14 protein-coding genes are annotated in these 13249 nt (G+C 66.4%); 11 read left to right on the top strand and 3 right to left on the bottom strand.

Going from position 1 to position 13249, the window contains the following annotated elements; all coding sequences use genetic code 11:
* Positions 1 to 38: 38 nt before the first annotated feature.
* Both aroB and ACNI3R_RS04775 read right to left on the bottom strand, forming a co-directional pair.
* Positions 39 to 1139 carry a 3-dehydroquinate synthase gene (gene aroB, locus ACNI3R_RS04770; protein ID WP_426180409.1) on the bottom strand — a complete coding sequence of 367 codons (1101 nt, stop codon included), beginning with the start codon at positions 1137 to 1139 and terminating at the stop codon, positions 39 to 41.
* Positions 1136 to 1678 carry a shikimate kinase gene (locus ACNI3R_RS04775; protein WP_426181447.1) on the bottom strand — a complete coding sequence of 181 codons (543 nt, stop codon included), beginning with the start codon at positions 1676 to 1678 and terminating at the stop codon, positions 1136 to 1138. Before ACNI3R_RS04775 ends, aroB begins: the two co-directional genes overlap by 4 nt.
* Positions 1679 to 1760: 82 nt before the next feature.
* Here ACNI3R_RS04775 and ACNI3R_RS04780 point away from each other — a divergent pair, with 82 nt between their 5' ends.
* The 8 genes from ACNI3R_RS04780 (at position 1761) to ACNI3R_RS04815 (ending at position 9685) form a co-directional block, all read left to right on the top strand.
* Positions 1761 to 1898 carry a hypothetical protein gene (locus ACNI3R_RS04780; protein ID WP_426180411.1) on the top strand — a complete coding sequence of 46 codons (138 nt, stop codon included), beginning with the start codon at positions 1761 to 1763 and terminating at the stop codon, positions 1896 to 1898.
* Positions 1879 to 3711 (top strand): hypothetical protein, encoded by a 1833-nt coding sequence (locus tag ACNI3R_RS04785; RefSeq protein ID WP_426180413.1) that lies wholly within the window; start codon positions 1879 to 1881, stop codon positions 3709 to 3711. Before ACNI3R_RS04780 ends, ACNI3R_RS04785 begins: the two co-directional genes overlap by 20 nt.
* A gap of 53 nt (positions 3712 to 3764) precedes the next feature.
* A complete protein-coding gene (locus tag ACNI3R_RS04790) occupies positions 3765 to 4673 on the top strand; it encodes a tyrosine-type recombinase/integrase (protein ID WP_426180415.1) in 909 nt (302 codons plus the stop codon).
* Positions 4674 to 4748: 75 nt separating this feature from the next.
* On the top strand, positions 4749 to 6329 hold the full coding sequence (locus tag ACNI3R_RS04795; protein WP_426180417.1) for an MFS transporter: 1581 nt from the start codon (positions 4749 to 4751) through the stop codon (positions 6327 to 6329).
* 27 nt (positions 6330 to 6356) lie between these two features.
* Entirely contained in the window at positions 6357 to 7400 is a 1044-nt protein-coding gene (gene alr, locus ACNI3R_RS04800) for an alanine racemase (RefSeq protein ID WP_426180419.1), read from the top strand.
* 13 nt (positions 7401 to 7413) lie between these two features.
* Entirely contained in the window at positions 7414 to 8196 is a 783-nt protein-coding gene (locus ACNI3R_RS04805) for an MlaE family ABC transporter permease (RefSeq protein ID WP_426180421.1), read from the top strand.
* A complete protein-coding gene (locus tag ACNI3R_RS04810; RefSeq protein WP_426180423.1) occupies positions 8196 to 8954 on the top strand; it encodes an ABC transporter ATP-binding protein in 759 nt (252 codons plus the stop codon). The genes ACNI3R_RS04805 and ACNI3R_RS04810 overlap by 1 nt, the downstream gene beginning before the upstream one ends.
* Before the next feature lie 176 nt (positions 8955 to 9130).
* Positions 9131 to 9685, top strand: coding sequence for a peroxiredoxin (locus tag ACNI3R_RS04815; RefSeq protein WP_426180425.1), 555 nt, complete (start codon positions 9131 to 9133; stop codon positions 9683 to 9685).
* 59 nt (positions 9686 to 9744) lie between these two features.
* Here the strand turns inward: ACNI3R_RS04815 and ACNI3R_RS04820 are convergent, their stop codons facing one another.
* Positions 9745 to 10323: a glutathione S-transferase family protein gene (locus ACNI3R_RS04820; protein ID WP_426180427.1), complete on the bottom strand. Its 579-nt coding sequence runs from the start codon at positions 10321 to 10323 to the stop codon at positions 9745 to 9747.
* Between the two features lie 233 nt (positions 10324 to 10556).
* Here ACNI3R_RS04820 and ACNI3R_RS04825 point away from each other — a divergent pair, with 233 nt between their 5' ends.
* The 3 genes from ACNI3R_RS04825 (at position 10557) to ACNI3R_RS04835 (ending at position 13233) form a co-directional block, all read left to right on the top strand.
* The gene (locus tag ACNI3R_RS04825; protein WP_426180429.1) at positions 10557 to 11399 is read left to right on the top strand and encodes a UDP-2,3-diacylglucosamine diphosphatase; all 843 of its coding nucleotides are present in this window, start codon (positions 10557 to 10559) and stop codon (positions 11397 to 11399) included.
* 1 nt (position 11400) lies between these two features.
* Positions 11401 to 12429 carry a glycosyltransferase family 4 protein gene (locus ACNI3R_RS04830; RefSeq protein WP_426180431.1) on the top strand — a complete coding sequence of 343 codons (1029 nt, stop codon included), beginning with the start codon at positions 11401 to 11403 and terminating at the stop codon, positions 12427 to 12429.
* Between the two features lie 120 nt (positions 12430 to 12549).
* Positions 12550 to 13233, top strand: coding sequence for a DUF1013 domain-containing protein (locus ACNI3R_RS04835; RefSeq protein WP_426180433.1), 684 nt, complete (start codon positions 12550 to 12552; stop codon positions 13231 to 13233).
* Positions 13234 to 13249 lie beyond the last annotated feature (16 nt).

Below are 13249 nucleotides of genomic sequence, written 5' to 3' on the forward strand. Positions count from 1 at the left end.
GGCCAACCGACGAAGGATCGGAAACGGAGGTGACCCGCTCAGCCGCGGTCGGTGTCGAGGAAGCGGGCGACCGTCGCCAGATCGACCTGCTTGTCGAGGAAGGTCTGGCCGATCCCGCGCGCGAGCAGGAAGGGCAGGCGGCCGCCTTCCATCTTCTTGTCGTGCAACATGTGCGCGACCAGCGCTTCGCCGCGCGCATCGACGCCAGCGGCATCGAGCGTCGTCGGCAGGCCGGCGGCGGCGAGGTGTTCGGTGACCCGCCGGGCATCCTCGGCGCTGCACAGGCCCTGCGATGCGGAGAATCGGAAGGCGAGGGCCATCCCGGCCGCCACCGCTTCGCCGTGGAGCAGGCGATCCGAGAAGCCCGTTTCGGCCTCCAGTGCATGGCCGAAAGTGTGACCGAGGTTGAGCAGCGCGCGCCGCCCGCTCGTCTCGCGTTCGTCCTCGCCGACGATGCGAGCCTTTGCCGCCACGCTCTTGCCGATCGCCTCGAGCCGCGCTTCGGACGCGCCGCCGAGCAAATGGCGGACATTGGCTTCGCACCAGGCGAAGAAGGTCGGGTCGTCGATCAGCCCATATTTGACGACCTCGGCATAGCCGGCGCGCACTTCTCGGACGGGAAGGGTGTCGAGCGTGGTCGGATCGATCAGAACATGCGCCGGCTGGTAGAAGGCGCCGATCAGATTCTTGCCCGCGCGGCTGTTGATCGCGGTCTTGCCACCCACCGAGGAATCGACCTGCGACAGCAGGGTGGTGGGCACCTGGACGAAGCGGCAGCCGCGCTTGACGATCGAGGCCGCGAAGCCGACCAGATCGCCGATCACGCCCCCGCCGAGCGCGATGATCGTGTCGTTCCGCTCGACGCCATAAGCGAGCATCGCGTCGGTCAGCTTCTCCAGCATCGCCCAGCTCTTGGTGGACTCGCCGGGAGGCAGCACCTCGACGGCGCAGGCAATACCTGCGGCCGTCAGTGAAGTTTCCAGTCTATAGAGCTGATTCGGAACGATATTGCGGTCGGTGACAACGATGAATCGGCTGCGCGCCGCATAAGGCGCGAGCAATTCGCCGGCGCGGTCGAGCGCGCCATTCTCGATGCTGATGTCGTAGCTGCGCTCACCGAGCGCGACGCGGATCGTCATGCGGACAGGGCTTTCATTATGGCGTCGACCGTGGCGTCATGCGGCAGCGGCTGGCTGCGCACGTGGATCGGGGCAAGCGCGTAGATCGGGTTGCGGATGGCCGCGAGCTCGGTCAGCGCCTCGCGCGGGTCGCGGTTCTTCAGCAGCGGGCGGGTGCCTTCGCGCCGGGAGACGCGGTCGGCGAGCACCTCGATATCGGCGTCGAGCCAGATCGCCAGCGCCTTTTCGAGAATCAGGTTGCGGGTCTCTTCCTGCATGAAGGCCCCCCCGCCGGTCGCGATGATCTTGGGCTTTCCGTCGATCAGCCGGCCGATGACCCGGCGTTCACCGTCCCGAAATTCCTTTTCGCCGAAGCGCGCGAAAATCTCGCTGATGGTGAGGCCAGCCGCGCGCTCGATCTCGTGGTCGGCATCGACGAAGGGCAGATGCAGCCGGCCTGCCAGCCTCTTTCCGATCGTCGACTTGCCCACGCCCATGAGACCGATCAGGACCAACGGGCGGTCGAAACGCGGGGTCGTGGGAGGCAGGCTTTGCGACATGTCGTCGAGGGCTATACACATGGGCGCCCCCTCGGGCAAAAGCCCGTCGATTGCAACCTGCCCGTCCACCCAAGGGAATTCCATGTCGCGGTTCAGTTTCATTCTCCTTTCGATCGTCCTGGTCATCGTTCTCGCCCTCGTGGGACTGAGCTTCGTCGATACCGAACAGGCGCCGGTGGCCGTCGAAAAGGCGATGCTGAATGAAGCCGCCGCGCAATAAGCTTTCGGGCCGGCCGCGCGCACGCCTGCTGCTCGCGGTCGGCACCGGCCTGACGGCTCTCGCCGCTGCGGCTGCGATTGCCCAGGAATCGCTGCTGCCTCCGGGCTTCGGTCAGGCGCCGCCGGCTGCCCGACCGCAGCCCACGCCCACGCCTGCGCCGTCCCAGACCGCTGCGAACGCGTCGGCGCAGAACCCGGCGTCGCCGGCTACGCCGACGCCTTCGCTGGTGCTCGATCCAGCGATCTTCGCGACGGTGGCACCGCCGCAGCCCGTGTCGCGACAGGCCGAGCTGCCCGATTCGGCGCGGCGTTCGATCGACATGGTCGGGCTTGGCAGCGGCTATGGCCGCGCCAGCTGGGGAGCGCGCGATGGCCGCTTCCTGTCGACGATGATGCGCCGCCTCGATGCGCCGCTCGCCTCGCGCTGGGCCTCGATCGCGCTCCGCCGCGCGCTGGTCACCAAGGTACCGACGCCGGACAATGTCTCCGCGCCCGACTGGGTGGCGGAACGCGCCTGGCTGCTGCTGCGGATGGGCGAGGCGGACGGCGCGGCGATGCTCGTACAAAGCGTCGACGTCGATCGCTTCAACGCCAAGCTCTATGCCGTGGCGGGACAGGCCGCGCTGGCGACCGCCGATGTCTCGGGGCTCTGCCCGCTTGCCGATGGCGGTGCGATCCGCAGCCGCGAGCCGATCTGGCCGATGGCGCGCGCGGTCTGCTCGGCCCTGTCGGGCGACACCGCGATCGCCGACGTGCTGATGGACCAGGCCCGCCGCCGCACCCGCGACCCGCGCGGGATCGACGTTCAGCTGGCCGAGCGCATGATGGCGGTCAACGGGGCCGGGCGTCGCAGCGTCGAGGTCGAATGGACCGGGGTGAACCAGCTGACCAGCTGGCGCTTCGGCATGGCCAATGCGCTCGGACTGACGATCCCTGCCGATCTCTATCGTACGGTCGGTCCGCAGACGATCGCCTGGGGCGCGCGCGCGCCGATGATCCCTGCCGCCGAACGCATGACGGCGGCGCTGACGGCGGCGCGTCTGGGTGTCTTCTCCAATTCCGCGCTGGTCGATCTGTTTTCGCAGGCGGCCGAAGACAGTGGCGAATTCACCGGGGACAGCCCGGCCGCTCGCCTGCGCGCCTGCTACGTCGCCGACAGCGACGATGCGCGGCTGGCAGCGATGCGCGCCTTCTGGACCGGGGAGGCCTGGGGCGAGGAAGGCAAGGGCGACCGCTACGCCGCGCTGATCCTCACCGCCCGAGCCGCCGCGCGCATCAGGCCCGACAGCGACCATGCCGGCGATGCCGCCGAACTGGTCGGCGCGATGATGGCGGCGGGCCTCGATCGCAAGGCCGCCGGCTGGTCGCCGGTCGTGTCGGGCATGTCGGGCGAGAAGGGCGATCCGGCCTGGGCGATCCTCGCCGTAGGAACGCCCACTATCTCGGTCGATGTTTCCGCCGACCGTCTTTCGGCCGTTGCCGAGCGCTGGGCCGACACCAACCCGCACAAGCTGCGCCTGCTGCTGGGTGCGCTCGCCGGGCTGGACCGGTTGCAGACCGAGGATCAGATGAAGCTGCTGTCGGACAATGGCGTTGGCTTCGACAATCGCAGCAACTGGGCTCGGATCCTGTTGCAGGCGGCGGATCGGAAGGAGACGGGCACCGTGCTGCTGATGGTCGCGGCGGGCATGCAGCGCACCGGCTGGGGCGGGATTTCGTCGCCGATGTTCGCGACGATGATCCGCGCACTTCACAATGCGGGACTCGACGGCGAGGCGCGGATGATCGCTGCGGAGGCGATGACCCGGCTGTGACGGAGGGGCCGTCCGCGCTCGACTTCGCGACCGCGCGGCGGAACTGAAATCCGATGAAGGATGTCGAGGCCATCGCACAGTTTCTGGAGATGCTCGCGGCCGAGGGCGGCGCGGCACGCAATACGCTGCTGGCCTATGGTTCGGATCTGCGGGCGGCGTCGTCGACGTTGGGTGGTTTGCTGGTTTCCGCAGGTGCGGAGGATATCCAGCGGCTCGGCGCTGAATGGATGCCGCTCAGCCGAACCTCGGTGGCGCGTAAATCCTCGGTGCTGCGGCGCTTCTTCGCCTTTCTGGAAGAAGAGGGTATCCGCCGCGACGATCCCTCCGATGCCTTGCCGCGTCCTGCGGTGCAGCGGGCGCTGCCCCGCACCCTCGGCCATGGCGATATCGATCGGCTGTTCGCGGCGCTGGAGGAGCGACGCCGCGACCGTCATGGCGATCCGCTGACGCTGCGGCTGATCGCGCTGTTCGAACTGCTGTACGGATCGGGCCTGCGCGCGACCGAACTCGTCTCTCTGCCGCGCCATGCCCTGCGGGGCGACCGGCCCTTCCTGATCCTGCGCGGCAAGGGCGGACGCGAGCGGCTGGTGCCGATTTCCGACCGCGCGCGCTCGGCAGTTGCCGACTGGTCGGCGCATGTCCCTGCCGACCAGCCCTGGCTGTTTCCCTCGGGCCATAGCCATCTCAGCCGGGTCCGGCTGTTCCAGCTGGTCCGCGAGCTCGCCGCCGAGGCCGGGATACCGCCCGAGCGGATCAGCCCGCACGTGCTGCGCCACGCCTTCGCCACCCATCTGCTCGAAGGTGGTGCCGATCTGCGCGCGCTGCAGACGATGCTCGGCCATGCCGATATCGGAACGACGCAGATCTACACCCATGTGAACAGCGCGCATCTGGTCGAGCTGGTCAACGCCAAGCATCCGCTGATGGACCCGCCAAAGGCTCAGGCTCCGGCGACGGACTGAAGACGCTCTCGCCCTTGTCGTGCGTGCCGGCTCTGCCATAGTCCGCCCGATAAACAGACGGCGGGGAGAGCGACGTTGGGGGCAGGCACGATCGATGCGAAGCGGGACCGTCTGGTCATCCTCGCATCCACCCTGGGTACCGTGTTCGAATGGTATGATTTCTTCATCTACGGCACGCTCGCCGGCATCGTCGCGGGTCACTTCTTTCCGTCCGACAATCCGGCGGTCAGCTTCCTGATCTTCCTCGCCAGCTTCGGCGTCGGTTTCGGCATGCGGCCGCTGGGGGCGGTCTTCTTCGGGGTGCTCGGCGACCGGCTGGGTCGCAAATATACCTTCCTCGTCACGATCGCATTGATGGGCGTCGCCACTGCTGCCGTGGGTGTTCTGCCGACCTATGAGACGATCGGCGTCGCGGCGCCGATCCTGCTCGTGCTGTGCCGCGTCCTTCAGGGCCTGGCGCTCGGCGGCGAATATGGCGGTGCGGCGATCTATGTCGCCGAACATGCGCCGTCCGACCGGAGGGGGCTCTACACCAGCTTCATCCAGTCGGGGGTGGTCGGTGGCTTCCTGCTCAGCCTGATCGTCGTGCTCGGTGCAGGGCTGGTGATCAGCGATGCGGAGTTCGAGGCCTGGGGCTGGCGCATTCCCTTTCTCTTCTCGCTGGTACTGCTCGGCATCTCGCTCTGGATCCGGCTCAAGCTCAAGGAGAGCCCGGTCTTCAAGGCGATGAAGGAGGCCGGCCAGGTCGCACGCAACCCGCTACGCGAGAGTTTCGACAGCTGGCCCAAGATCCGCATGGTGCTCGTCGCGCTGTTCGGGGTCGCGGCCGGCCTGACCGTCGTCTGGTACACCGCGCAGTTTCAGGCGCTCTACTTCCTTCAGAACAGCCTCCGCCTCGAGGATGACGCCGCGCGCCTCGTGATCGGGGTGGGCGCGCTGTTCAGCCTCGGCTGGTTCATCCTGTTCGGCTGGCTGTCCGACAAGCTGGGCCGGCGGCGGATCATAGTCGCGGGCTATGTGCTGACGATCGCGCTCATGTTCCCGATCTTTCACTGGATGGGCAATGCCGCCAATCCCGATTTGGCGGCGGCGATGGAGCGCTCCCCGGTGGTCGTGCGCGGGAGCGATTGCAGCTACGACCCCTTCGCCAAGGAGCAGGCGACCGCCTGCGGCCGCATCCTCGACGCCTTGTCGCGCAAGGGCGTGGCCTATCAGACGGCCAAGTCGACGGACGGCAGCGCGCCGGTCGTGACGATCGGCGGAATGCCGGTGGACATCGACGATCCCGCAGCGCTGGATGTGGCGCTGACCGAGGCGGGCTATCGACTGGACAAGATCACGCCAAGCTTCGGCGCCGGCCTGCGCATCGCGCTCGGCATCATCGCGATCGGCTGTCTTTCAGGCATGACCTATGGCCCCGCCGCAGCGCTCCTCGTCGAGATGTTTCCGGCCCGGGTCCGCTACACCTCGATGTCGGTGCCCTATCATATCGGCACCGGCTATTTCGGCGGATTCCTGCCCTTCATCAGCCAATATATGGTCGCGCGGTCGGGCGATCCATTTGCCGGTCTCTGGTACACGGTCGGCGTCGCGGCGATGGCGCTGGTGGTGACTTTGCTCTGGCTTCCGGAAACCGCAGGCAAAGAACTGGAATAGCGCGGCAGGGGCGGCTATCGCGCTCGGGTGATCCCCGCGCATCTGCCCCTCCGTCTGACCCTCGACGCCGACGCCCTCGTCGCGAACTGGCGCTGGCTGGCCGGGCAGGGCGGCGCTCCGGCCGGCGCGGCGGTGAAAGCGGATGGCTATGGGCTCGGCGCGTCCGAGGTCGCCCGTCGCCTGACGAAGGCCGGATGCCGCGACTTCTTCGTTGCGACCTGGGCCGAGGCGGACCAGCTTGGCCTCCCGCCGGGCGCCGCACTGTCGGTTCTCCATGGCGTTCGGGAGGAGGATATGGAGGCGGCGCTGGCCTCATCCGCGCGCCCCGTGCTCAACAGCGCCGCGATGATCGCCCGCTGGAAGCAGGCGGCACCGGATCGCCCCTGCGACGTGATGGTCGACACCGGCATGAACCGGCTTGGCCTGACCGTGGAAGAGGCCTGCTCGGGTCTGCTCGACGGACTGGCCATCGATCTGCTGCTCAGCCATCTCGCCTGCGCCGACGAGCCGGGCCATCCGCTGACCGAACGACAGCGCGCCACCTTCGCCGAGCTTGCGGCCAGCATCCCCGCCCGGCGCTACAGTCTCGCCAATTCGGCGGGCGCTTGCCTTGGTCCGGCTTTCGGCTTCGATCTGACGCGTCCGGGTCTGGCGCTCTATGGCGGCATTCCCCATCCGGCAGCGCAGGGGCATATCCGCCCGGTGGCCGGGATCGAGGCTCAGGTCCTTCAGCTCCGCACCGTGCAGCCGGGGCAGAGCGTCGGCTATGGCGCGACCTTCGTTGCCGAACGGCCGACGCGGATCGCGATCCTCAACCTCGGCTATGCCGATGGCTATCTGCGCGCCTTTGCGGGCAAGGGCGGGGCCCGGCTGGGCGACACCGCCTGCCCGCTGGTCGGACGCGTTTCGATGGATCTAATTGCGGTCGATGTGGGTTCGGTCGGGGTCGGGGAGGGCGACTGGCTTGCCATCGACTATCGGCTCGACGAGGCATCCGGCCTTACCGGCTTGTCGCAATATGAGTTGCTGACAGGGCTCGGCTCCCGCTATCAGCGGCTTTGGACAGAGTAGGACGTACGCGGTTTTGCAGCCAATCATCGCTTTCTTCGCGTCGATCGGGCGTGTCCTGATCAATGCGCTTGGTGCCATCGGACGGGTCGCCGTCTTTGCGTCGACCACATTGTCCCGGGCGGTCCGGCCACCTTATTATCCCGCCAGGCTGTTCGAGCAGATGCTCCAGATCGGCTGGTTCTCGCTGCCGGTCGTCGGCATGACCGCGATCTTTTCGGGCGCGGCGCTGGCGCAGCAGACCTTCACCGCAGGCTCACGCTTCAACGCCACCTCGACCGTGCCCGCGATCGTTGTGCTCGGCATCGTCCGCGAACTCGGCCCGGTGCTGGTGGGCCTGATGGTGGCGGGCCGCGTGTCGTCGGCGATGGCGGCCGAACTCGGTACGATGCGCGTGACCGAACAGCTCGACGCGCTGACGACCCTGCGCACCGATCCCTATCGCTATCTGATTGCCCCCCGGCTCATCGCCGCGCTGATTGCCATTCCGCTGATGGTGCTCATCGCCAATGCGATCGGTATCTTCGGGGGCTATTTCGTCGCGGTGTACAAGCTCGACTTCAACGCGATCGGCTATCTGCAGACCACCCGCCAGTATCTGACGGCGACCGACCTGCAGATGGCTGTCGTGAAGTCAGCTTTCTTCGGTTTCTTCATCGCCCTGATGGGATGCTATCACGGCTTCAAGGCGCAGGGCGGCGCCGCCGGTGTCGGCCGTGCGACCACCGACGCGGTCGTGTCGGCTTTCATCCTCATCCTGCTGAGCAACATGATCATCACCCTTGTGGCGTTCGGCTGATGGCGAGCGAACCGAAGATCATCCTCAGCAGTGTCGGCAAGGCCTTCGGCACCAACCGGGTCCTCGACGGGGTCGACCTCACCATCGAGCGCGGCGAATCGATGGTCATCATCGGCCAGTCGGGCAGCGGCAAGTCGGTGATGCTCAAATGCATCCTCGGCCTGATCCGTCCCGACCGGGGTGAGATCCGGGTCGATGGCGAAGACCTCGCCTCGATGTCGACGCGTGAGCTCGAGCGGGCCCGCGCCAAATTCGGCATGTTGTTCCAGGGTTCGGCGCTGTTCGACTCGCTGCCCATCTGGCGCAACGTCACCTTCGCGCTGACCCAGGGCCGGCTGCGCGATGCTGCCAATATGCGGCGCATCGCCACCGAAAATCTGGAGCGGGTCGGCCTCGACGCGAAAGTCCTCGACCTTCGCCCGAGCGAACTGTCGGGCGGTATGCAGAAACGCGTCGCGCTGGCCCGTGCGATCGCACCCCGGCCGGAGATCATCTTCTTCGACGAACCCACGACGGGTCTCGACCCGATCCGGGCAGACGTGATCAACGACCTGATCGTCGAACTGGTCGAGGAACTGGGCGTGACCGCGCTGACGATCACCCATGACATGGCGTCGGCGCGCAAGATCGCGCACCGTGTCGCGATGCTCTATCAGGGACGGATCGTCTGGACCGGTCCGCGCGACCGTCTGTACGACAGCGGCAATCCCTATGTGGACCAGTTCGTCCAGGGCCGCGCCGAAGGGCCTATCAGCTAGACACCCTATTTCGGCTGGCGCGGCACCCAGCCCAGCGCTGATCGGGCGTTGTGGGCGGATTCGGTCATATACGGCTGTCTGCGTAAGAAAATCGATCACTCAAAGCACATAATCCAATTGGATCGATCAACGGGGCTCGGGCATATGGCTGTCACCGCAGATCAAGGAGATTATCGATGCTGGGCCGTACCGTTCCCGATGTTACCCTGAAAACCCGTGTCCGTGACGAAAGCGTCGGCGGACCCAATCCGTTCCGCTGGCAGGATGTCCACACCGGCGAACTGTTCAAGGGCCGCCGCGTCGTAGTGTTCGCGCTCCCGGGCGCCTTCACCCCGACATGCAGCACCGAACAGTGCCCTGCCTACGAGCGCTCCTATGAGGACCTTCGCGCGGCCGGTGCCGACGACGTCTATTGCCTGTCGGTCAACGATGCCTTCGTGATGTACCAGTGGGGCAAGCATCTGGGCGTCGACAAGGTCAAGATGCTGCCCGACGGGTCGGGCGACTTCACCCGCCGCATGGGCATGCTGATCAAGAAGGATCATCTCGGCTTCGGCGATCGCTCCTGGCGCTATTCGATGGTGGTCGAGGATGGCCGTGTCGTCGCCTGGTTCGAAGAGCCCGGCATCAATGACGACGGTTCGGACGAAGACCCCTATGGTGTGAGCTCGCCCGACAATGTTCTCGCCTGGCTGCGCGAAAATGTCGCGGCCGACCATCAGGTCGCCTGACGCGGCGTTCGGTACCAGCACATGCGCCATCCCGGGTTCCCGCCGGGATGGCGCTATGCTCAGATGCACAATCTTGCCTCGACCCGTGCGATCCAGCGTTGCAGCGCCGGATAGTCGCCAAGGTCGAACCCGCCTTCATGTGCGACGCGGCTATAGGCGACCAGTGCGATGTCGGCGAGGGTGAGGCCGTCGCCGACGAGCCAGTCCGCTCCCGTCAGTTGGCGATCGAGCAGCGCGAGCGCGGCCTTGCCCCGTTCGACGATTTTCGGCTCCACTTCGCTCTGCGCCTTGCCCAGATAATGCATCTGGAAGCGCGCCACGGCGACATAGGGCTCGTGGCTATACTGCTCCCAGAACAGCCACTCGTACATCTTCGCCCGCAGAATCGGATCGGTCGGTACGAGCGGGCTGCCCTCGGCCAGATGCAGCATGATCGCATTGGACTGCGCCAGACAGCTGCCGTCGTCGCGGACGAGGAGGGGCACCTGGCCGGCCGGGTTCTTTTCCAGAAAGGCTGCGCTGCGTGTCGATCCAGCGAGCACGCTGGTCTCGATCCACTCGATCGCGATGCCGAGAATCGCCGCCGCCCATTTGACCTTCAGGCAATTGCCCGAGATCGAATCGCCATAGACCTGCATGTTTGCGCCTCCCTCTTGGCCCGGCGTGCGCTTAGCCGCTCCTTTCCCGGACAGAAACCGACTTGTTCGCCGATCTGACGTTGTTTGGTTATCGAATTGGACTGACTGGGATAATTTGCCGCCTTCTGAGACGAGGCCTCAACAGCTGTCACAAAGCCGTAAGCGAAACCCCAAGGCGGCTGTAACAATGTTGAATCATAGGCTTCGCACGTCATCCAGCCAGGAGACGAGCGATGAATGCCATCACCCGGATCGCGGACTTCCAGGATCTGCGCCCGACCATTCCGGAAGCGGACAGAAAGCGGAAGCGTTTCCGGACGATCTGGATTTCGGACGTCCATCTGGGCACGCGCGGCTGCAATGCGGCGATGCTGATCGACTTTCTCGATTCGACCGACAGCGAGACCATGTATCTGGTCGGCGACATCATCGACGGCTGGAAGCTGCGCCGCAGCTGGTACTGGCCTTCGGCGCACAACGACATCGTCTGGCGGGTGATGAAGCGCGCGAAGCGCGGCACGCGGGTCGTCTATATTCCCGGCAATCATGACGAGATGTTCCGGCAATTCTCCGGCCTGACCTTCGGCGGGATCGAGATCCGGCGTCAGGCGATCCACGATACCGCCGATGGCCGCCGCCTGATGGTAACGCATGGCGACGAGTTCGACGCGGTCGTCATGTGCCATCGCTGGCTCGCCTTCCTGGGGGACGCTGCCTATTCGGGGCTGATGCGGCTGAACATCGTGATCAACGCGGTGCGGCAGCGGCTCGACCTCCCCTATTGGTCGCTGTCCAAGCACGCCAAGCACAAGGTCAAGAACGCGGTCGAGTTCATCTCCCGCTTCGAGGAAGCGGTGGCGCATGAGGCGCGCGATCGCGGCGTCGACGGCGTGGTCTGCGGCCACATCCACACGGCCGAAATCCGCGATTTCGGCGGGATCGTCTATTACAACGACGGTGACTGGGTCGAAGGCTGCACTGCGCTGGTCGAACATTTCGACGGCCGGCTCGAGGTGCTCCACTGGGCCGACGAGATCGCGGCCCGCCGCGAAATCGCTCCGGCTATGGCGGCCTGAGATGCGCATCGCGATCGCCACCGACGCTTGGTCGCCGCAGGTGAACGGCGTGGTCCGGACGCTGCAGGCAGTGACCGCCGAACTCGCAGCTATGGGCCATGAGGTCTGCGTCATCGCGCCCGACCAGTTCCGCACGCTGCCCTGTCCCAGCTATCCCGAGATCCGACTGGCGCTGACCACCCATGGCGGGGTCGGCCGGCGCATCGCCGAATTCGGCGCCGATGCCATCCATGTCGCGACCGAGGGGCCGATCGGTCTGGCGGCCCGCCGCTATTGCCTGTCGCGCCAACTGGCTTTCACCAGCGCCTATCACACGCAGTTTCCCGACTATGTGGCCGAGCGCACCGGCATGCCGGCCGACTGGTTCTGGCGCTACATCCGCTGGTTCCACGGCCCGTCCGCTGCGATCCTGGCGTCGACGCCGTCGATCGAGGCGGTCCTCGATGCACGCGGGATCGGCCCGGTGCGGCGCTGGGGCAGGGGGGTGGACCTTGCGCTGTTCCGCCCCGACCGTCCGGCGCATCCCGCTTTCGCCGCTTTGGCGCGTCCAATTCAGCTCTACGTCGGGCGCGTCGCCGTGGAGAAAAATGTCGAGGCCTTCCTCTCGGGCAGTGTCGAAGGCACCAAGGTCGTGGTCGGCGACGGTCCCGCCCGGGCGGGGCTCGAACGGCGCTACCCCGATGCGGTCTTCCTGGGCGCGCTGCATGGTGAGGATCTCGCCTCCGCTTATGCCGGAGCCGATGTCTTCGTCTTCCCCAGCCGCACCGATACTTTCGGGCTGGTAATGATCGAGGCGCTTGCCTGCGGCACGCCGGTTGCAGCCTTTCCGGTAACCGGTCCCATCGACGTGCTCGATCGCGCATCCTCCGCGATGGAAGAGGATCTGTCGGTCGCTATCCGCGAGGCCCTGACATGCGATCGGGGCGCCGCCGCGGCTTATGGAGCGACCTTCGGCTGGCGCCGCAGCGCGGAGCAGTTTCTCGCGGCGCTGGTCCCTCAAGGCGTAGGGCGCAGTCGCCAGGCCGCGTGACGCCTGGGCCGGAACCGCCCATCGCACGTCCAGCCTTGTGCTTCGCGCGCGGGTTCAGTACATCATGGCAACGCTCAGGCCGCTCCGTGAAGGGGCGGCCCTTTTATTTGGAGGACCGCCATGGCCCAGCCGCTCATGCCCCACGCCACCGCTTCGTGGCTGGTCGACAACACCGCGCTCAGCTTCCAGCAGATCGCCGAGTTCTGCGGTCTGCACATCCTCGAGATCCAGGCCATCGCCGACGACATGGCGGCTACCAAGCTGACCGGCCGCGATCCGGTCCGCGCGGGCGAGCTGACCATGAGCGAGATCGAAAAGGGCCAGAAGGACGCCAATTACCGGCTGGTGATGCAGAAGGGCCCCGATCAGCTGCGCCGCACCAAGGGCCCGCGCTACACGCCGGTGTCGAAGCGTCAGGACAAGCCCGACGGCATCGCCTGGATCATCCGCAACCATCCCGAGGTTTCGGACGGCCAGATTTCCAAGCTGATCGGCACGACCCGCACCACCATTGCGGCGATCCGCGACCGGACGCACTGGAACATCTCCAACATTGTTCCGAAGGACCCGGTCACGCTCGGTCTCTGTTCGCAGCGCGAACTCGACGCGATCGTCGCCAAGGCGGCGAAGGCCGCCGGCATCGAGGCCGTTCCTGATACCCGGCTGGAGGGTGATCGCGAGGCTCTGATCGAAGAACTGCGGGCCCAGCGCGATGCCGCCGCGCGCCGCGTGGACGAAGTCCATGCCGACCAGTCGTCGACCTTCGGTGGTGCGACCTTCCAGGATCCGTTCAAGAAGATCTGACGCCGAACGGGCCGCC

The organism is Rhizorhabdus antheiae, assembly GCF_049889055.1.
GTDB lineage: Bacteria > Pseudomonadota > Alphaproteobacteria > Sphingomonadales > Sphingomonadaceae > Rhizorhabdus.